Source organism: Pseudomonas sp. Z1-14, assembly GCF_051132005.1.
In the GTDB taxonomy this organism is placed as follows: Bacteria; Pseudomonadota; Gammaproteobacteria; order Pseudomonadales; family Pseudomonadaceae; genus Aquipseudomonas.
Map to the genome: position 1 here is coordinate 969,739 of NZ_CP071646.1, position 19,388 is coordinate 989,126.

The window sequence follows — 19,388 nt, forward strand, 5'->3', positions numbered from 1 at the left end:
CGGCAAGCGCTTGTCTTGTCAAACCGGAAAATTCAGCCATCCTTGCCGTGCCGACATCCGTCGGCCTGGCGAAGGACTGTTCCAGAGTGGTCGAAGGCTGCAAATCACACTTTAGAGGGATCAAGCCGTACTACCTGCTGGCTATAGTCCGCTCAAGGATTTTCGGAATGGGACGCGCGTGCCAGCACGGCGAAGGGTTTCCGGAAATGCCCACTGCCATAACAATAAAACACATGGAGTTGCGTCGATGACCTCAGCAAACACTTTCTGGCGCCGGGCAAAACTGCCTCTGGCCGTCAGTCTTGCCTCTTCGCTCGCCGGCCCGGCATTCGGCGTCAGCTTCAACATCGGTGAAATCGAAGGCCAGTTCGACTCGGCCCTGTCGGTCGGCGCAAGCTGGTCCACGGCCAAGGCCAACCGCGACCTGATCGGCGTCAACAACGGTGGCAAGGGCCTGTCCCAGACCTCCGACGACGGTCACTTGAACTTCAAGCGCGGGGAGACCTTCTCGAAGATCTTCAAGGGTATCCATGACCTGGAGCTGAAGTACGGCGACACCGGTGTGTTTGTACGTGGCAAGTACTGGTACGACTTCGAACTCAAGGATGAAAACCGCCTGTACAAGGACATCAGCGACAGCAACCGCAAGGAAGGCGCCAAGTCGTCCGGCGGGCAGATCCTCGATGCGTTCGTCTACCACAACTACGATATCGCCGATCAGCCGGGCTCGGTCCGCCTCGGCAAGCAAGTGGTCAGCTGGGGTGAAAGTACCTTTATCCAGGGCGGTATCAACGCCATCAACCCGGTCGATGTGTCCGCGTTCCGTCGCCCCGGTGCCGAGGTCAAGGAAGGGTTGATCCCGGTCAACATGTTCTACGTGTCCCAGAGCCTGACCGACAACCTGTCGGCCGAAGCGTTCTACCAACTGGAATGGGACCAGACTGTCGTCGACAACTGCGGCACGTTCTTCTCGCAACCGGACGTCATCGCCGACGGTTGTGACGACAACCTGCGCGTCTTGAACAAACGTTCGCGGATTCCGGGCGCAGCCTTGCCGACCCTGACCGCCCTGGGCGTCAACGTGAACGAGGAGGGCGTGCTGGTTCGCCGTGGTCCCGACCGTGATGCCCGTGACAGCGGCCAGTGGGGCCTGTCGTTCAAATACAACTTCGAGCCGCTGGACACCGAGTTCGGCGCCTACTTCATGAACTACCACAGCCGGGCGCCAATCTTCAGCGCCACGGGCGCCGCGTCACGGTTCTATACCCAGCCGCTGGGGCCGTTGGCCGCATTGCGTCCGGTGATCGTGGCGGGTAACTCGAACTACTTCGTCGAGTACCCGGAAGACATCCGGCTCTATGGCCTGAGCTTTTCCACCACGCTGCCCACCGGCACCGCGTGGAGCGGTGAGCTGAGCTATCGGCCGAACGCTCCGGTACAACTGAGCACCACCGACATCCTGTTCGCCGGTGTCACGCCAATTCCGGGCTTTGGTAACGCCTCCGTACTGGACGGCGCGCCGGGCCAGGACCTGCATGGCTATCGCCGCAAGGAAATCACCCAGTTCCAGACCACCTTCACCCACTTCCTCGACCAGGTCATGGGCGCCAGCCGCCTGACCCTCGTCGGTGAGTTGGGCGTGACCCACGTTGGCGGCCTGGAAAGCCGCTCCGAAGCGCGCTACGGCCGTGATCCGGTGTTCGGCCCGGGCGAACTGCCCAACGGCTTCTGCAATACCCTCAACACCTCGACTGCGGCAGGTGGCGGCCAGACCATCAGCGGGGTGAACAGCAACTGCAACAACGACGGCTTCACCACGTCGACCTCGTGGGGCTACCGCGCTCGCGCCATCTGGGAATACCCGGATGTCTTCGCCGGTGTGAACCTCAAGCCCAACGTGGCCTGGTCCCATGACGTCAAGGGTTACTCGCCAGGTCCTGGCGCCAACTTCGAGGAAGGCCGCAAAGCCGTCAGCCTCGGGCTGGATGCCGAGTACCAGAACACTTACAACGCGAGCCTGGCCTACACCAACTTCTTTGGTGGCGACTTCAGCACCGTGGATGATCGCGACTTCCTGGCGCTCAGCGTCGGCGTGAACTTCTAAGCACCGTATTTCAGGACGACACACTATGAAAATAACCAAGAATCTGTTGCAAGTCGGTGTGCTGGGGCTGTCGCTTTTGGCGGCCAGCGTCATGGCCGCCGTGCCTGCCGCCGAAGCCGACAAACTGGGCAAGAGCCTGACGCCGATGGGCGCCGAAATGGCCGGCAACGCCGATGGTTCGATTTCCGCCTGGAAACCCATGGCCAAGAACGCCGGCAGCGTCGACGGCAAAGGCTTCCTCTCCGACCCGTACGCCAGTGAGAAGCCGCTGTTCACCATCACCGCGCAGAACGTCGAGCAGTACAAGGCCAAGCTTGCGCCCGGCCAGTACGCGATGTTCAAGCGCTACCCGGAAACCTTCAAGATGCCGGTCTACCCGACCCATCGCGGCGCTACCGTGCCGGACGAAGTGTTTGCCTCCATCAAGAAAAACGCGGTCACCACCAAACTGGTCTCCGGCGGCAACGGTCTGGAGAACTTCGAGACGGCTGTGCCGTTCCCGATTCCCCAGAGTGGCGTCGAAGTGATCTGGAACCACATCACCCGCTATCGCGGCGGCAGCGTGACGCGCCTGGTGACCCAGGCCACGCCGCAGCCCAACGGCTCCTACAGCCTGGTGTACTTCCGTGACCAGTTCGTGTTCCGCGACAAGATGAAGGATTTCGATCCGGCCAACCCTGGCAACATCCTGTTCTACTTCAAGCAGCAAGTGACCGCTCCGGCGCGTCTGGCTGGCGGCGTGCTGTTGGTCCACGAAACCCTCGACCAGGTGAAGGAACCGCGTTCGGCGTGGGTCTACAACGCCGGCCAGCGCCGTGTGCGTCGCGCCCCGCAAGTGTCCTATGACGGCCCGGGTACCGCCGCCGATGGCTTGCGTACCTCCGATAACCTGGACATGTACAACGGTGCGCCGGACCGCTACGACTGGAAGCTTGAAGGCAAAAAAGAGCTGTATATCGCCTCCAACAGCCACAAGATCGATTCGCCGCAGCTCAAGTACGCGGACATCATCAAGGCCGGCCACATCAACCAGGACCTGACGCGCTACGAGCTGCGTCGTGTCTGGCACGTGACCGCGACCCTGAAGGAAGGCCAGCGCCACATCTACGCCAAGCGTGACTTCTACATCGACGAAGACACCTGGCAAGCCGCGGTCATCGACCACTACGACGGCCGTGGTCAACTGTGGCGCGTAGCCGAGGCCCATGCCGAGAACTACTACGACAAGCAAGTGCCGTGGTATGCCCTGGAAACCATCTACGACCTGCAGTCCGGTCGCTACCTGGCCCTGGGCATGAAGAACGAAGAAAAATCGGCCTATGACTTCGGCTTCACCGCCAGCACCGCCGACTTCACGCCTAACGCCCTGCGTCAGGACGGCATCCGCTAAACGCTCCACCCGAGGCCGCATCCTCGAAAAAACGCCCCGGCTGGTTCGGGGCGTTTTTTTGCCTGAACAAAAGCTTCCTGGCCACAATAGCGGCCAACCGCTTGTAGCCTTTTTGTAGCCATTTGTAGCACTCCCTTCAATACCTCCTCGTTTACCGCTAGTCTGCGGACATCTGCAACGCCGCCACCCGCATTCCAACAAGAGCCGGCCATGACTGATTTGTCTTCATCTGCGGATTCTGCCCGCGCAGCCATCGCGGTACAGGACGGGCGTTTCTACCGCCCGCCCTTGCCCGACGGTCACGTCCCGCGGCCGCGGTTGTGCGAGCGTCTGAGCGCTGGGCTCGGCGGTCGCCTGCTGCTGGTGAGTGCACCGGCGGGGTTCGGCAAAAGCTCCCTGGCGGTGGAGTTCTGCCAGAGCCTGCCGGCCCATTGGCGGAGTCTCTGGTTGGGGCTCAGTGCCCGGGACAACGATCCGGGTCGCTTCCTGGAGCGGCTGCTCGAAGGGCTCCAGGCCTTTTATGCGCAGTTGGGCGGACGGGCGTTGGGCCTGCTGAAGATGCGCCAGCGGCACCAGCCCTTTGCTTTCGAGGAGTGGCTCGACGGCTTGCTGGATGAACTGTCCAGCCACCTTTCCTCCCGCGCCCCGCTGTTGCTGGTACTCGACGATTACCACTTGGCCCAGAGTCCGGTGCTGGATCGTTGCCTGCAGTTTTTCCTCAATCACCTGCCCGAGGGCTTGCTGGTACTGGTCACCAGCCGCCAGCGTCCGGACTGGCACCTGGCGCGCCTGCGCCTGTCGCGGCAATTGCTCGAACTCAACGAGCAGGACCTGCGCCTGACCCATGACGAAGCGTTGACCTTGCTCCAGCACCACAGCAGCTCGCTGCGTGGCGAGGCACTGGAGAGCCTGATCCAGCGCAGCGAAGGCTGGGTCGCCGGGCTGCGTTTCTGGCTGCTGGCCGCTTCCGAGGCCGGTAGCGAAGGCCGGCTGCCCCAGGCGCTGCATGGCGGTGAAGGGCTGATTCGCGATTATCTGCTCGAAGAAGTCATCGATTGCCTGCCCCCCGAGGTGCAGGCGTTTCTCTACGACACCGCACCACAGGAGCGCTTTTGCAGCGAACTGTGCGATGCGGTGCGCGACGCCCATGACAGTCACGAAATTCTTCAGTACCTGGCCGCCCACCAGGTTTTTCTGGTGCCGCTGGACGAGCACGGCCACTGGTATCGCTACCACCACCTGTTTTCCGACCTGTTGCGCAGCCGCCCCAGCGCACCGGCCATGGTGCCGGCCGCGACCCTGCATTTGCGCGCCTGTCGCTGGTTCAATGCCCAGGGTCTCATCGACGAAGCCGTGGAGCAGGCGTTGCGTGCCGGGCACCTGGACGTGGCGGCGAACCTGGTGCAGAACCTTTCGGAAGAACAACTGCTGGCCGAGCAGAACGTCGGCATGTTGCTGCGCTGGAAAATGGACCTGCCTGATAGCCTGCTCATCAGCACCCCACGGCTGATCGTGCTCTACAGCTGGGCGTTGGGCCTGGCCAGCCAACTGGATGCCGCCGAGGAACTGGCCGCCCACTTGAGTCGCTTCCTGCCGGCGCCGTCGGCCACCGCGCAAAAATCCATGCTCGCCCAGTGGCTGGCCCTGAGCGGCATCGTCGCCCGCGGGCGTGGCGACCGAGAGGCCACGCTGCGCTATTGCACCGAAGCCCTGGAAAGCCTGCCGCAGAAACGCTATGGCCAGCGCCTGATGTGCTTGTCCACCCTGTCGAACCTGGCGATTGCCGACGGTGACCTGTGGCGCGCCCGCGCGCTGAACCGCGACTCCCTCGAACTGGCGCAGCGGGTCGGCAATCCGTTGTTCGAGGCGCTGGCCCATTACGATCGTGCGCGGGTGTTGCAGGCGCGAGGGGAGATTCTGCGCGCGCTCGATGAAGTGAAGCAGGGGCTGCAGCGGCTGCATGGATTGTCGCCGCAACGGCTGTATGCGGTGCGCGCGCGATTGGTGCTGTACGAAGGTTTCCTGTTGACGCTGCGCATGCAGTCCCAGGCCGGATTGACACGGTTGCAGGCCGGCCTGACCGAAGCCCGGGCCTGTCGCGATATCAGTGTGTTGATCGGCCACTGCGTGATTGCCCGGGTCGAAGGCTATAACGGCGAATTCGCCCGGGCCTTCGCCGAGCTGGCCGAGGCCGAGCGCCTGATGCACATCTGGGATGTACCACCGGTTTACTACCTGGCGATGATCACCCTGGTCAAATGCGAGCTCTGGCTGGCCCAGGGCCGTACCGAGCTGGCCGAAGCCTGGCTGGCGCGGCTGGGCCAGACCTACACCGGCGAACGGGCCGCCGCGCCACCGGAATTCCACCCGCAGTTGCCGCTGCATGTCGAGCTGCAGCAGGCATTGCTGGAATCCATAAAGGGCCAACCGATGCAGGCCGAGGGGCGCCTCGATGCCTTGCTTGAGCACGCACAGCAAACCGGGCGGCAGATGCTCAGTGTGATGGTGCTCAACCAGAAGGTGGCCTTGCTGCTGCGCCTGGGCCGCGAGCCCGAGGCCCGCAGCACCCTGGCCCAGGCGTTCGATGCCGCCATCGGCGGCGTGTTGCAGCCTTTCGAATGGTTGTTGCGAGAGCATCGCGAATGGCTGCGCGAACAGTTGCTGCACGCGCCGCCCAGTGACGTGCGCCAGCACTTGCTCGAATGCTTGCCGTCGACCGCGACGCCAGCGATCGAACCCTCGGTCCCGGTCGAAACCCTCAGCAGCCGCGAGAGGGCAGTGCTGCAACTGATCGCCCAGGGATGTTCCAATCAGGAAATCAGCGAGCAGTTGTTCATCTCGCTGCACACGGTAAAAACCCATGCCAGCCACATCAATAGCAAACTTGGCGTCGAACGCCGCACCCAGGCCGTAGCGCGGGCGAAGGCCTTGGGGTTGTTGGGCTGAGTTCTTTACTCCCTTGGCGAGGGAGCTTGCTCCCGCTGGGTTGCGAAGCGACCCTAAGATCTGACAGCGCGGTGTGGCAAGCTATGAGTTGCTCCGCAACTCAGCGGGGATAAATCCCCTCGCCACAAAAGCCAATGAGCGTGAGCCAAGGAACCACTTGAATGCCGCCCCTTTACCAAACCATCCAATCCCCCGTAGGCGAGCTGATCCTTGTCGCCCGCGGCACCAAGCTGGCGGCCATCCTGTGGGAGAACGAGCGGCTCAATCGGGTGCGCCTGGGACCGTTGGAGCAGGACAGTGATCATCCGACCCTCAAGGAAACCGAGCGTCAACTGCTGGAATATTTTTCTGGCCAACGCCGCCGTTTCGAGCTTGAACTGGATTTCGCCGGCACCGACTTCCAGGTGCGGGTCTGGCAGGCTCTGCTGACCATCCCGTTCGGCGAAACCCGCAGCTATCGCGACATTGCCATCCAGATCGGTCAGCCGACCGCGACGCGCGCGGTCGGCGCCGCCAACGGACGCAACCCGATCTCGATCATCGCGCCCTGCCATCGGGTCATCGGCACCTCCGGCAGCCTCACCGGTTTCGCCGGCGGCCTTGCCGCCAAACGGTTCCTGCTGAGCCTCGAAGGCCAACAGAGCCTGCAACTGGCGTTCTGAACCCTGACCCTGCCCAATCCCTGTGGGAGCGAGCCTGCTCGCGAAAGTAGCCGTTCAGCTCAAGGGCGACTTCGGCGCCAGCATGCGCGTGGGCGGCTTGCCGTTGGCGTTGTGTTGATAGATCTGCGCCGGTTGCCCCTGTTCGTTGAAAAACACCTGGCCGATCCCCGCCGAGTTCCACAGCCGTTCCCCGGCTTCGGCATGTTCCGGGACATGAGGGACGATGCGCATGCTGCGGCGCTTGGTGAACCAGTTCAAGGGCGAGCGTGGTGAATAGAGCCAGCGGTTCAGACGATCGAACCATTCCAGCAGCGCCGGCGGGAACTCGTTCTTGATACCGCTGCTGGTGATCTGCCAGACGCGTGGGCCGCCCTTGCGGTGCGGGATCAGCACCTCGTAGACGAAGGAATAATGCACATCGCCGGACAACACCACGTAGCTTCCCGGCGTGCGCGAGTGGCGGAAAATATTCAGGATCACCTGGGCCGCGCCACGGTGGGCCATCCAGTTCTCCGCATCCACCAACAGCGGGTAGCCGCACCAGCTGAACAGCCGCTGCACGGTCTCGATCAGCTTGACGCCAAAGATCGGCGCCGGCGAGACGATGATCGCCGAGGGATGGTCCAGCAGTTCCTGCTGCAGTTCGCTCAGGGCTTCCCAGTCCAGCAGGCCCGACGGCTGCTTGAGGCTGTTCTCGCTGCGCCAGCGGCGGGTGCGGGTGTCGAGCACCACGAGCGCCGGCGTGCTCGGCAACACGTAATGCCATTGCTGGAAACCGAGCAGGGTGTCGATCAACGCATCCTGGGGCCCGCTGTCGATGTAGCGGTCCCGGGCGGTGTCGCTCAAGGCCACGGTCTGCTCGATCACTTCGCCAAAGGCATCCGGGTTGTTGCCCCAGCCCTGGCAGAGCAGATAGGCGATCAGCGCGTTGCCGATGATGCGTTTGGAGAAGGGATGGCCGTAGGCCGTTTCCTCCCATTGCGCGGACAGGTTCCAGTCATCGGTGATGTCGTGATCATCGAAAATCATCAGGCACGACAGATGGGCGAACACCCGTGCCACGCCATCCAGCCCGGTCTTGAATGCCTCGATGCGCTGTTGTTCGAGGTCGTAGCGCTGGCGCCGTTCTGCGGTCAATTCAGGCGGTTGCGGATCGATCAGCGTCCACGGTACGGACGACCACACCAGCAGATACATCGCCATGACCTCGGCGAAGGTCACCAGATGGTTGTCGGCGCTGCTGCTGGTGAAGATCGGCTTGCGCGCCCCGCCGAAAAACCGTTCGCGCAGGGTTTCGTTGCTCTCAAGCGCCGGTAACAGATCCGCGCGGTGATAATAACTGGCCGGGTGTTGGTAGAGTTTGGCGCTGTCTTCCACCACCGCACCTTCCAGGCACTCCTCGAACAGGCCCAAGCGCTCGATCAGGGCATGAATCGCCCGCAACATCGGCCCGGCGACATCGTCGGCGTACACCTGGTCGCCGCTCATCATCAGCAATGCCGGACGCTGCTCCGCAGACTGCGCCAACAAGCGGTCGACACAGAGCAGACCATCATTGGCCGGGAAATGGGGTTTACGACAAGAGCCGTGGACCAGCTGTTCTATGCGCGAATGCAGCATGAAGTTCGGACGCTTTGCGTCGCCGTACAACAGATGCGGCGCCCATTCGGCAATGGGAGCGCCGTCCACCAGCAGGTCGTAGTCAATCGCCACGTCCTGGGGCAGGGGCGTATCGAGTGTCACATCGATCAAATGCACAAACGCTCGTTGCCCCACCGGCACCACGGTGCAGCGCGACGCATCCAGCGCCAGGTCGCCGACGCCGTCGATACTCAGCGTCAACGCCAACGCTCGTGTCCCCACCAGCCACATCACCAGCCGCGTCGGCTCCAGTCGTCGCAAGAGCGGGCCGACAAGGACGGGGGGGAGGGTGATCGGGGTATCGGAAGGGGCCGGCAACATGCGTGGGAAAAGCTCTGCTTCAGAATAAAGCAGGGATCATAACGCATGCGTACGCTGGGAGGGGGCATGCGCACCTGCGGCAATGGAGCATTGCTCCCTCACCACAGGGCGGTATGTTCAGCTCGGAATAATCAGCTCATCCCCAACCAGTTAGGCAGCGCGAGCGAGATCCACGGTACATAGGTAATCAGCACCAGGAACGCCAGCAGAATCATCAGCCACGGCATGGCCGCGCGGATGGTCGCCGTCAGCGACATGCCGGTCACCGCCGAGGTGACGAACAGATTCAAGCCCACCGGCGGCGTGATCAGGCCGATCTCCAGGTTCACCACCATGATGATGCCCAGGTGGATCGGGTCGATGCCCAGCTTCATGGCGATAGGGAACAGGATCGGCGCCAGAATCAGGATGATCGCCGACGGCTCCATGAACGCACCGGCAATCAGCAGCACGATGTTGACCACCAGCAGGAAGGTTACTGGCGTCAGCCCGGCCTCGATCACCCACGCAGTGATTTGCTGCGGCAGTTGCTCGGTGGTCAGCACGTGGGCGAAGAGCATGGCGTTGGCGATGATGAACATCAGCATGATGCTCAGCTTGGCCGACTCCAGCAGCACCTTGGGGGTTTCGCGGAACGTCAGGTCCTTGTAGACGAACAACGCAATAAACGCCGAATACACTGCCGCCACCGCCGCTGCTTCTGTCGGGGTGAACATCCCGGAATAGATCCCGCCGAGGATGATGACCATCAGCAGCAAGCCCCAAATGGCTTTGCGGGCCGTGGTCAGCCATTCGCGAAACGTGGCTCGGGGCATTGCCGGCAGGTTTTTCTTCACGGCGACGATGTAGATCGCCACCATCAACGCTGTGCCGAGCAACAGGCCTGGTATCACACCGGCCATGAACAGTTTGCCTACCGAGGTTTCGGTCGCGGCGGCATAGACCACCATGACGATCGACGGCGGAATCAGGATGCCCAGGGTCCCGGCGTTGCAGACGATACCGGCACCAAACGCCTGGGGATAACCTGAGCGCACCATGCCGGCGATGGCAATCGAACCCACCGCTGCCACCGTCGCGGGACTGGAACCGGACAGTGCGGCAAACAGCATGCACGCCAGCACTGCCGCAATCGCCAGGCCACCGCGGATGTGTCCGACGCAGGCGTTGGCAAAGTCGATCAACCGTCGCGCCACGCCACCCGTGGTCATGAACGCACCGGCCAGCAGGAAGAATGGAATCGCCAGTAGGGTGTAGTGCTCGGATGTCTCGAACAGCTTGATCGCCAGGGAGCGTACGGAGTCGGGGCTGAAGAAAATAATCGTCAGCGAACCGGCCAGCCCGAGGGAAATGGCGATAGGCACGCCAATGAACATCAACACGAACAGCGCAAGGAAGAGGAAGGCAATGGTCATGGCTTGTCTTCCTCGATCTCGGTCAGTTTGATCGCTTCGGCCGCTTCATCAGCCAGCCCCAGGCCCGTCTGACGGTTCATCAGGATGCGCACCAGGATTTCCGCGAAACGGATAAACACCAGGGCGAATCCTACCGGCACGATCAACCCTACGTGCCATTGCATGATGCCGAAATGGCCGAGGTCTTCCGCGCCGATCTGGGCAATCATCAAGGTATTGATCCATTCGTAACTCGCCACGGCCAGCAACCCGGCGTAGGCCAGGCAGCACAGGCAGGCGATCACGCCGATAATGCGCTGCACCGGTTTGCTCGCCAGTTTGACCAGCGCGTCGACGCCGATGTGGCCGGCCGTGCGCACGCCATACGACAGGCCAAAGAAAATCAGCCAGCCAAACAGCGCCTTGGTCAGCGCGCTGCTCCAGGTCATGGCCTGGGCCATGCCCATGATGCCGTCGCCAATGGCGAACATCGGTTCGCTGGCGGCTGGCCAGTTGTCGCCAAGGCTGTAGAACACTGCATAAAGGTTGTTGAGGACCACGTAGACGAAAGTGACCAACGTCATGGCGGCCAGAAGGAAGGCAATGAAACCTTCCTCGAAATGTTCCCAGGTGCGCCGAAGGGCGTTCATGGATGGCATCTCCTGCAGGGAGGACGACAGGCCGGCGCTGCCACGGCGGCAGCGCCGACCAACCCATTACTGAGCCTTGTTGGAGGCTTCGGCGGCTTGGATCAGGTCAGCGCCGATGTCACCTTCGAACTTCTTCCAGACCGGTTTCATCTTGTCGCGCCATGCGTTGCGTTCTTCAGGCGTGAGGGTAATGATCTCGGTGGTCTTGGCGTCGAGGATGCGCTGCTTGTCGTTCTGGTTCAGTTGCGCCGCTTCCTTGTTCACATGGGCGGTGACTTCCACAAGGATCTTGTCCAGTTCGCTGCGTACGTCCGGCTGCAGGCCATTCCAGAACTTGGTGTTGGTAATCAGCATGTAGTCGAGCAAGCCATGGTTGGACTCGGTGATGTACTTCTGCACTTCATGCATTTTCTGGCTGTAGATGTTCGAGTAGGGGTTTTCCGCACCGTTGACCACGCCGGTCTGCAGGCCTTGGTACACCTCGGCGAAACTCATCTTGCGCGGGTTGGCATTGACGGCCTTGAACTGTTCTTCGAGCACGGCAGACGCCTGCACGCGGAACTTCAAGCCACGGGCATCCTTGGGTTCGCGCAGTGGTTTGTTGGCAGAGAGTTGCTTCATGCCGTTGTGCCAATAGGCCAGGCCGGTGATGTTCTTGCTTTCCATGGACTTGAGCAGTTTCTGACCTTCAGGGCTCAGTTGGAAACGGTCCACGGCAGAAATGTCATCAAACAGGAACGGCAGGTCGAACAACTGCACCGTCTTGGTGTATTGCTCGAACTTGGCGAGCGATGGCGCAATCATTTGCACGTCACCCAGGAGCAGGGCTTCCATTTCCTTGCCATCGCCGAATAACGACGAGTTGGGGTACACCTCGACCTTAACCTTGCCCGGCAATCGCTCTTCTACCAACTTTTTGAAGAGCAGCGCGCCTTGGCCTTTGGGGGTTTGTTCGGCCACCACGTGCGAGAATTTGATAACCACCGGATCAGCCGCCATGGCGCTGCTCAACGCGCTGAGGGCCAGTGTGCAGACGAGTGCTTTCCACATAGGTTTAAACATAGGGGTTCCTTTTATTTTTAGTTTTTCACGTGCGGGCTCATTCAAAACACGACGCACGGTGGGACACTTGCAAGTCTAGGCAGAAAAACAGCTTGCCGGGGCATTGTGACATCAAGTGCAGGGCTTTACTGCGTCTTGTTGGACGCTTCGGCGGCTTTGATCAGCTCCGGGCCGATATCCTTTTCGAACTTCGCCCATACCGGTTTCATTTTCTCTCGCCAGGCATCTCGCTCTTGCGGCGTGAGGGTCATGATCTCGGTGGTCTTGGCGTCCAGGACGTGCTGTTTGTCCTGCTGGTTGAATCGCTCCGCTTCCTTGTTGGCATGAGCGGTGGATTCGACCACGATCTTTTCCAGCTCACTGCGGATATCCGGCGGCAGGCCGTTCCAGAAATCCGATGTGGTGATCAGCATGTAGTCGAGGATGCCGTGGTTGGACTCGGTAACGTATTTCTGTACCTCATGCAGTTTCTGATTGTAAAAATTTGAATAGGTATTTTCCGTGCCGTTGACCAGGCCCGTACGCAAGCCCTGATACACCACCGAGAAAATCATCGGTTGGCCTTTGGCACTCACCGCCTTGAACTGTTCCTCCAGCACCGCGGAAGTCTGCACACGGAAGACCAGGCCGCGCGCATCTTCGGGCGTGCGCAGGGGTTTGTTCGCCGACAGCTGCTTCATGCCGTTGTGCCAATAGGCCAGGCCGGTGACGTTCTTGCTCTCCATGGACTTGAGCAGTTGCTGGCCCTCGGGGCTCTGTTGGAAACGGTCCACCGCGGTAATGTCATCGAACAGGAACGGCAAGTCGAACAACTGCACCTTGCGGGTGTACTGCTCGAACTTGGCCAGTGACCGCGCGATGATCTGCACGTCTCCCAGCAGCAACGCTTCCATTTCCTTGTCGTCGCCATACAGCGTGGAGTTGGGATACACCTCCACCGTGACCTTGCCCGGCAACCGCTCCTCCACCAGCTTCTTGAACATCAGGGCGCCCTGGCCCTTGGGCGTCTGTTCGCCCACCACATGGGAAAACCTGATCACGAGGGGGTCGGCTGCGTAGGCGCTGCCCAGTGCGCTGAAAACCAGGGTGCAGATGAGCGCTTTCCATAAAGGTTCGAGCATGGCGTATCCCTTCGATTTATGTTTATTGTACGAGCTCATTCCAGCCCCGACGAACTGCAAACACTGGCAAGTCTAGGAGCAAAAAATGCGGGCTGCCGGAAAGTTGCGGATCCTGGAGGAGAACCAGCCGCGCCTGTCAGGCTTGGCCTCCGGGATCACTGGACAGGACGTTTCAAAAAACTCAACAACGGATTCAGCGATGATCGATTTCAACAACAAAGGCTTCTTCAAGCTCAAGCAAAACAACGAATACGCCGAACGCGTCTCGGATCTGTTGCTGGACGGTGAACAAGTGATCGACGCCTACAAGTCGATGCGTGATGGCGTGGTGTTCACCAACAAACGCATCATCGCGGTAAACGTGCAGGGCATTACCGGCAGCAAGAAGGATTTCACCTCGCTGCCCTACAAGAATATCGTTGCGTATTCGGTGGAAACCTCCGGCACCTTCGACCTGGATTCCGAACTGGAGATTTATTTTTCGTCCCTGGGCAAGGTGAAGTTCGAATTCACCGGCAAGACCGGCATCGTCGAAATCTCCAAGGTCATTTCCAGACACCTTTTGGTCTGAGTCGATACAAGCGCACCCCGGCAGCGTAAGTCCCGCTGGAGCTCAAGGCTCCAGCGCCGGTCCCTTCAACTCGATCTGGTTGCCATCCGGGTCGAAGCAATAGATCGACCAGCCTTGCCCCTCCGCGCCATAGCGCATCTGTGCCTTCTCGACCTCCAGCCCGGCTGCGCCCAGATGAGCGAGCAGGGCCTGTTCGTCAAACGGTTCGACGCGCAGGCAGAAGTGATCGACGTTGTGCCCCTGCCTACCCGACGCCGCGCCACCCTGACGGCCGAGCGGTCCTTCGACATCCACCAGATCGATCATCGACGCCCCGGCGCCGAGGTGGACCAACCCCAGATCGTCCCGCCGCTTCTTCAGTTCGCAACCGAGCACCGAGGTGTAGAAGGCGAGGCTGCGCTCGATGTTCGTCACGCGCAGTACGACGTGGTCGATGCGCTCGATGGTGAAATTTTTCATACCGGTCTCCACAAGGCGGGCACAAATGGGCCACCAGAATTTCCCAAGGGAAACGAGCTTATCATCATGGCGTGGTATGACGACATTTTAAGTCATCATCTTTTCAAAAATAGAGCCTATCCGAAAAACCTCATATTTAGCTGATGTACAGGCTTGACAGCTCCGAGTAAACGTACAAATAATCCGCCACGTTGTATGACGACATACAAATAAAAATAACCACACGGTGGCTCCTTCTTATGAGAATCACAGGCGTTCACGTCGAAATCTTTTCCACCCCGTCGCGCCGCGCCCAGGACAGCGCCGGCCACGCCCATCCAGGCGACGAAGTCATGATCAAGATGGCCCTGCTGCGCATCAGCTGCGACGATGGCTCGGAGGGTTACGCCTTCGGTACGCCCGAGTTGATTCGTCCACACATCATCGAATCGTTCGTGCGCAAGGTGCTGATCGGCCGCGACCCGATGGACCGTGAGAGCATCTGGCAAGACCTGGCGCACTGGCAGCGCGGCAGCGCGGGCCAGTTCACCGACCGCGCGCTGGCGCTGGTTGAGCAAGCCTTGTGGGATCTGGCCGGGCGCAAGCTGAAGTTGCCGGTGCACAAGCTCATCGGCGGTTACCGTGACAAAGTCCTGGCCTACGGCTCGACCATGTGCGGCGATGATTTGCCGGGCGGTCTGTCGACGCCGGATGAGTACGGCCAGTTCGCCGAAAAGCTCGTCAAGCGCGGCTACAAGGCAATCAAGCTGCACACCTGGATGCCGCCGATTTCCTTCGCGCCGAATCCGCAGATGGACATCCAGGCCTGCGCGGCAGTGCGCGAGGCGGTCGGCCCGGACATCGCCCTGATGCTCGATGGCTACCACTGGTACAGCCGCATGGATGCACTGACCATTGGCAAGGCCCTGGAGAAACTGAATTTCGCCTGGTTCGAAGAACCAATGATGGAAGACTCTGCCGAGTCGTACGCCTGGCTGGCCGCCAACCTGGACATCCCGGTGCTGGGCCCGGAAAGCATTGCCGGAAAATTCCACAGCCGCGCCAGTTGGGTGGCGCAGAAGTCCTGTGACATCCTGCGCGCCGGCGTGGCTGGCGTCGGCGGTATCGGCCCTTGCCTGAAAGTGGCGCACCTGGCCGAGTCGTTCGGCATGGATTGCGAGGTCCACGGCAACGGCGCGGCGAACCTGGCGGTGGTGGGCGCGATCAGCAACTGCCGGTGGTACGAGCGCGGCCTGCTGCACCCGTTCCTTGATTACGAGGAAGTACCAGCGCACCTCAACAGTATTGTCGACCCGATGGATGCCGACGGTTACGTGCATCTGTCTGATCGGCCGGGGTTGGGCGAGGACATCAACTTCGCGTATATCGAAGCCAACACCTTGTCTCGACACTGATGGCGCACCACGTCCGAGGCTGAGCGGCCCGGGCGACAAGTCTTATAAATATAAGAAAGGACTGAACCATGAAACTCTGGCCCAAGCGCCTGACCAGGCTGCTGTGTGTCATCGTGGCGCTGTGCGCAGTGCAGGTGCCCGTCAGCCTGGCCCAAGGCGAAACGCCCGCCGACCAATTGGTGGTGGGCATGAGCATGATCAACCTGCTGTCCCTGGACCCGGCGGCCGCGACCGGCCTGGAAGTTGCCGAGGTCAACGCCAATGTCTACGACATGCTCCTGGAGCAGGACGCGGCGCAGCCGGACACGCTGGTGCCGGCCCTGGCGAAAAGCTGGGAAGTCAGCCCGGACCGCATGCGTCTCACCTTCCAGTTGCGTGACGACGTCCGTTTTCACTCCGGTGCGCCGCTTACTGCGCAAGATGTCGCCTGGTCCTTGCAACGTGTGGTCACCCTCAACCGCGCCCTGGCGTCCACCTGGAAAGCCTACGGTTTCAGCGCCGACAACGTCGCCCGGCTGATGCGCGCCGAAGGGCCGCACACCTTCGTCATGGAGCTGCCACGCGTCACCGACCCGCTGTTGGTGCTCAACACCCTGGCCACCTCGCCGAGTGCGTTCATCATCGACCGCTCGGTGGCCTTGCAGCATCAGGTCGGTGACGACCAGGGCGCGGCCTGGCTGGCGACGCACACCGCCGGGTCCGGTGCGTTCAAGCTGGATATCTGGCGCGCCAACGACGTGATCCTGATGAGCCGCAACGAGGACTACTGGCGCGGCGCGCCGAAGTTGCGCCGGGTGATCATGCGCAACATGACCGAGTCCCAGGCCCTGCGCCTGATGGTCGAGCGCGGTGACCTGGATGTCGCCCGCGGCATGGCGGCGACCGACATCAAGGCGCTGGGCAAGGTGGATGCGGTGCGCATCCAGAGTATCGCCCGCGGCACGCTGTACTACGTGGCGATGAGCATGCAGCAGCCGCTGTTCCAGGACATCCGGGTGCGCCAGGCGATCCGTCTGCTGATCGACTACCAGGGCATCAACGACGTGGTGATGCCGCACTACGGCGTGATCAACCAGCGCCCGATGCAACTGGGCTTGCCGGCACGCCTGGACGATCCGGGTTATCGCCTGGACGTGGCCGAGGCTCGCCGCCTGCTGGCAGAAGCCGGTCACGCCGAGGGCTTCAAGGTGAGCATCCGTTCGCTGACCGACCCGCCCTTCATCAACATCGCCACCAGCCTGCAAGCGACGCTGGCCCAGGCGGGCATCCAGGCGACGATCATCACCGGTACCGGCAACCAGATCTACGGGGCGATGCGCGACCGCCAGTTCGACATCCTCGTGGGGCGTGGCGGTGGTGGGGCGGAGCGCCATCCGCATTCGAGCCTGCGGGCTCTGGTGTACAACCCGGACAACCGCAGCGAAGCCAAATTGAGCAACTTCCAGGGCTGGCGCACCTCGTTCTTCAACCCGCAGCTCAATCAGTTGATTGAACAGGCCGAGCGCGAGCGCGACCCCGAACGGCAGCGGCAGATGTATGCCCAGATCCAGACCCTCTACGACCAACAGGCCGGGGCAATCATGCCGGTCTCGCAAATGGTGGACGAGGTGGTGATTCACGCCGACGTACGCAACTACATCGGCCACACCGCCGCCACCACGCGTCTTCGCGACGTCTACAAGCAGCGCTGAAATCGACGGCCTCAAGGCCAAGGCAGGAAATGAACATGTCGACTGCATCCTTTTCAATCTGGACAACCCGGGCCGCCTCGGCGACCCGGCGCGGCGGTTCGGTGGCGGTGACGCTGCTGGGGTTGCTGCTGCTGACCTTTTTTATCGGCCGGGTGATGCCGCTGGACCCGGTGCTGGCAATCGTTGGCCCGGACGCCGACGCCTCGGCCTACGCCCAGGTCTATCAGGAGCTGGGCCTGGACAAGCCACTGTGGACCCAGTTCGCGATCTACCTCGGCGACCTGCTCCACGGCGACTTCGGCATGGCCTTGCTGACCGGCAACCCGGTCATCAGCGACATCGCCCGGGTCTTCCCGGCCACCTTGGAACTGGCGACCCTGGCCATTCTGTTCGGCGTGTTGGCGGGCCTGCCGCTGGGTGTCTACGCGGCGACTCATCAGGGCCGCGCCGGTGACCACGTCGCGCGGTTGATCACGCTATTCGGCTATTCCACGCCAATCTTCTGGATCGGCATGATGGCCTTCCTGGTGTTCTACGCCTGGTTGGGCTGGGCCGGTGGCGTCGGGCGAATCGGCCTGGCCTACGACGGGCTGATTCCGAGGCACACCGGACTGCTGTTGATCGACACCGCCTGGTCCGGCGATTGGGAAGCCTTTCGCAGTGCGCTGCGGCACATCCTGCTGCCGGCGGTGATCCTCAGTTTCAACTCGGTCGCCTACATCAGCCGCATGACTCGCAGCTTCATGCTCGAGCAGCTGTCCCAGGAGTACATCATCACTGCCCGGGTCAAGGGTCTGTCCCAACGCAAGATTGTCTGGGGTCACGCCTTCGGCAACATCCGCGTGCAGCTGTTGACGATTGTCGCGCTGGCCTACGGCGGGCTGCTGGAGGGCGCGGTGCTGATCGAAACCGTGTTCGCCTGGCCGGGCTTCGGCCAATACCTGACGAGCAGTCTGTTGCTCGGCGACATGAACGCAGTGATGGCCTGCGTGCTGCTGATCGGCCTCATCTTCGTGACGCTGAACCTGATCAGCGATGCGCTGTACAAGCTCTTCGACCCGAGGACCCGCTAATGAATCTGCCCCTTGCTTCGAGCGCAGCCGGCGATACCGCGCTGCCCGCTTCGAGTACGGCAGCGCTGGTCGCCAGCGCCGCCCGGCTGCTGCGCTTTCTGCTGCGCAACCCGATGACGTTCGCCGGCCTGGTTGTCGTCGCGACCTTGATGGTGGTCGCGGCGTTCGCGCCATGGATCGCCGGCCACGACCCGTTGTTGCAGAACCTCGCCGGCGCGTTGCAAGCGCCCAGCAGCGCGCACTGGTTCGGCACCGATGAATACGGTCGCGATGTGTTCGCCCGGTTGGTGTACGGCTCGCGCATCACCTTGTACATCGTCTTGCTGGTGACGGTGATTGTCGGTCCCATCGGCCTGTTGGTCGGGACCATCTCCGGTTACTTCGGCGGCTGGGTCGACAGCCTGTTCATGCGCATCACCGACATCTTCATCTCGTTTCCGAGCCTGGTGCTGGCGCTGGCCTTCATCGCGGCGCTTGGCCCGGGCCTGGAGCACGCGGTGATTGCCATCGCGCTGACGGCCTGGCCGCCGATCGCCCGATTGGCTCGCGCAGAAACCCTGCCGCTGCGCAACGCCGACTTTGTCGTCGCGGTGCAGCTCCAAGGCGCGTCGAGTGCCCGGATCATCCTGCGCCATATCATCCCGATGTGCCTGTCGTCGGTGATCATCCGCCTGACCATGAACATGGCAAGCATCATCCTCACCGCCGCCGCCCTGGGCTTTCTCGGCCTCGGCGCCCAGGCACCGCTGCCGGAGTGGGGCGCGATGATCTCCACCGGCCGGCGCTACATGCTCGAAAGCTGGTGGCTGGTGGCGGCGCCGGGTGCGGCGATCATGCTGGTCAGCCTGGCCTTCAACCTGTTGGGCGACGGCTTGCGCGACGTCCTCGACCCCCGCAGCCAATCCTGAG

Annotated in this window: 15 protein-coding genes; 9 read left to right on the top strand and 6 right to left on the bottom strand. The window is 61.8% G+C overall.

The window, feature by feature from the left end:
• Positions 1–247: 247 nt before the first annotated feature.
• The 4 genes from J3P89_RS04595 to J3P89_RS04610 all read left to right on the top strand — a co-directional run bounded on the left by J3P89_RS04595 (position 248) and on the right by J3P89_RS04610 (position 7,102).
• Positions 248–2,104 (top strand): DUF1302 domain-containing protein, encoded by a 1,857-nt coding sequence (locus tag J3P89_RS04595; RefSeq protein ID WP_434628401.1) that lies wholly within the window; start codon positions 248–250, stop codon positions 2,102–2,104.
• 25 nt (positions 2,105–2,129) lie between these two features.
• Positions 2,130–3,494, top strand: a complete 1,365-nt coding sequence (locus J3P89_RS04600) for a DUF1329 domain-containing protein (RefSeq protein ID WP_434696823.1) — start codon at positions 2,130–2,132, stop codon at positions 3,492–3,494.
• Positions 3,495–3,704: 210 nt separating this feature from the next.
• On the top strand, positions 3,705–6,440 hold the full coding sequence (locus tag J3P89_RS04605; RefSeq protein WP_434696824.1) for a LuxR C-terminal-related transcriptional regulator: 2,736 nt from the start codon (positions 3,705–3,707) through the stop codon (positions 6,438–6,440).
• Positions 6,441–6,601: 161 nt separating this feature from the next.
• Positions 6,602–7,102 carry a methylated-DNA--[protein]-cysteine S-methyltransferase gene (locus J3P89_RS04610; protein ID WP_434696825.1) on the top strand — a complete coding sequence of 167 codons (501 nt, stop codon included), beginning with the start codon at positions 6,602–6,604 and terminating at the stop codon, positions 7,100–7,102.
• 54 nt (positions 7,103–7,156) lie between these two features.
• On the opposite strand, the gene J3P89_RS04615 is transcribed toward J3P89_RS04610, so the two are convergent.
• The 5 genes from J3P89_RS04615 to J3P89_RS04635 form a co-directional block, all read right to left on the bottom strand.
• A complete protein-coding gene (locus J3P89_RS04615; protein ID WP_434696826.1) occupies positions 7,157–9,064 on the bottom strand; it encodes an alkaline phosphatase D family protein in 1,908 nt (635 codons plus the stop codon).
• A gap of 131 nt (positions 9,065–9,195) precedes the next feature.
• The gene (dctM, locus tag J3P89_RS04620) at positions 9,196–10,479 is read right to left on the bottom strand and encodes a C4-dicarboxylate TRAP transporter large permease protein DctM (RefSeq protein WP_434571903.1); all 1,284 of its coding nucleotides are present in this window, start codon (positions 10,477–10,479) and stop codon (positions 9,196–9,198) included.
• Complete coding sequence (locus J3P89_RS04625; RefSeq protein ID WP_434571904.1) at positions 10,476–11,108, bottom strand: TRAP transporter small permease; 633 nt, start codon at positions 11,106–11,108, stop codon at positions 10,476–10,478. Before J3P89_RS04625 ends, dctM begins: the two co-directional genes overlap by 4 nt.
• 66 nt (positions 11,109–11,174) lie before the next feature.
• On the bottom strand, positions 11,175–12,170 hold the full coding sequence (gene dctP, locus J3P89_RS04630) for a C4-dicarboxylate TRAP substrate-binding protein DctP (RefSeq protein WP_434571906.1): 996 nt from the start codon (positions 12,168–12,170) through the stop codon (positions 11,175–11,177).
• Between the two features lie 125 nt (positions 12,171–12,295).
• Positions 12,296–13,291 carry a TRAP transporter substrate-binding protein gene (locus J3P89_RS04635; protein ID WP_434696827.1) on the bottom strand — a complete coding sequence of 332 codons (996 nt, stop codon included), beginning with the start codon at positions 13,289–13,291 and terminating at the stop codon, positions 12,296–12,298.
• A 199-nt stretch (positions 13,292–13,490) separates the two neighbouring features.
• Between J3P89_RS04635 and J3P89_RS04640 the strand changes: the two genes are divergently transcribed.
• Positions 13,491–13,862 (top strand): PH domain-containing protein, encoded by a 372-nt coding sequence (locus J3P89_RS04640; RefSeq protein WP_305498907.1) that lies wholly within the window; start codon positions 13,491–13,493, stop codon positions 13,860–13,862.
• Positions 13,863–13,904: 42 nt separating this feature from the next.
• Here J3P89_RS04640 and J3P89_RS04645 read toward each other — a convergent pair whose 3' ends face one another.
• Entirely contained in the window at positions 13,905–14,321 is a 417-nt protein-coding gene (locus J3P89_RS04645) for a VOC family protein (RefSeq protein WP_434655762.1), read from the bottom strand.
• A gap of 239 nt (positions 14,322–14,560) precedes the next feature.
• Between J3P89_RS04645 and J3P89_RS04650 the strand changes: the two genes are divergently transcribed.
• The 4 genes from J3P89_RS04650 to J3P89_RS04665 all read left to right on the top strand — a co-directional run bounded on the left by J3P89_RS04650 (position 14,561) and on the right by J3P89_RS04665 (position 19,387).
• Complete coding sequence (locus J3P89_RS04650) at positions 14,561–15,715, top strand: mandelate racemase family protein (RefSeq protein WP_434696828.1); 1,155 nt, start codon at positions 14,561–14,563, stop codon at positions 15,713–15,715.
• Positions 15,716–15,783: 68 nt separating this feature from the next.
• The gene (locus J3P89_RS04655) at positions 15,784–17,406 is read left to right on the top strand and encodes an ABC transporter substrate-binding protein (RefSeq protein ID WP_434696829.1); all 1,623 of its coding nucleotides are present in this window, start codon (positions 15,784–15,786) and stop codon (positions 17,404–17,406) included.
• A gap of 35 nt (positions 17,407–17,441) precedes the next feature.
• A complete protein-coding gene (locus tag J3P89_RS04660) occupies positions 17,442–18,479 on the top strand; it encodes an ABC transporter permease (RefSeq protein WP_434571920.1) in 1,038 nt (345 codons plus the stop codon).
• Entirely contained in the window at positions 18,479–19,387 is a 909-nt protein-coding gene (locus J3P89_RS04665) for an ABC transporter permease (protein WP_434628431.1), read from the top strand. The genes J3P89_RS04660 and J3P89_RS04665 overlap by 1 nt, the downstream gene beginning before the upstream one ends.
• The last annotated feature ends 1 nt before the right edge of the window (position 19,388 follow it).

Excerpts from the sequence above, each read along its gene's own strand:
- J3P89_RS04595 (WP_434628401.1), top strand. The coding sequence starts at position 248 with ATGACCTCAGCAAACACTTTCTGGCGCCGGGCAAAACTGCCTCTGGCC.
- J3P89_RS04600 (WP_434696823.1), top strand. The coding sequence starts at position 2,130 with ATGAAAATAACCAAGAATCTGTTGCAAGTCGGTGTGCTGGGGCTGTCG.
- J3P89_RS04605 (WP_434696824.1), top strand. The coding sequence starts at position 3,705 with ATGACTGATTTGTCTTCATCTGCGGATTCTGCCCGCGCAGCCATCGCG.
- J3P89_RS04610 (WP_434696825.1), top strand. The coding sequence starts at position 6,602 with ATGCCGCCCCTTTACCAAACCATCCAATCCCCCGTAGGCGAGCTGATC.
- J3P89_RS04615 (WP_434696826.1), bottom strand. The coding sequence starts at position 9,064 with ATGTTGCCGGCCCCTTCCGATACCCCGATCACCCTCCCCCCCGTCCTT.
- dctM (WP_434571903.1), bottom strand. The coding sequence starts at position 10,479 with ATGACCATTGCCTTCCTCTTCCTTGCGCTGTTCGTGTTGATGTTCATT.
- J3P89_RS04625 (WP_434571904.1), bottom strand. The coding sequence starts at position 11,108 with ATGAACGCCCTTCGGCGCACCTGGGAACATTTCGAGGAAGGTTTCATT.
- dctP (WP_434571906.1), bottom strand. The coding sequence starts at position 12,170 with ATGTTTAAACCTATGTGGAAAGCACTCGTCTGCACACTGGCCCTCAGC.
- J3P89_RS04635 (WP_434696827.1), bottom strand. The coding sequence starts at position 13,291 with ATGCTCGAACCTTTATGGAAAGCGCTCATCTGCACCCTGGTTTTCAGC.
- J3P89_RS04640 (WP_305498907.1), top strand. The coding sequence starts at position 13,491 with ATGATCGATTTCAACAACAAAGGCTTCTTCAAGCTCAAGCAAAACAAC.
- J3P89_RS04645 (WP_434655762.1), bottom strand. The coding sequence starts at position 14,321 with ATGAAAAATTTCACCATCGAGCGCATCGACCACGTCGTACTGCGCGTG.
- J3P89_RS04650 (WP_434696828.1), top strand. The coding sequence starts at position 14,561 with ATGAGAATCACAGGCGTTCACGTCGAAATCTTTTCCACCCCGTCGCGC.
- J3P89_RS04655 (WP_434696829.1), top strand. The coding sequence starts at position 15,784 with ATGAAACTCTGGCCCAAGCGCCTGACCAGGCTGCTGTGTGTCATCGTG.
- J3P89_RS04660 (WP_434571920.1), top strand. The coding sequence starts at position 17,442 with ATGTCGACTGCATCCTTTTCAATCTGGACAACCCGGGCCGCCTCGGCG.
- J3P89_RS04665 (WP_434628431.1), top strand. The coding sequence starts at position 18,479 with ATGAATCTGCCCCTTGCTTCGAGCGCAGCCGGCGATACCGCGCTGCCC.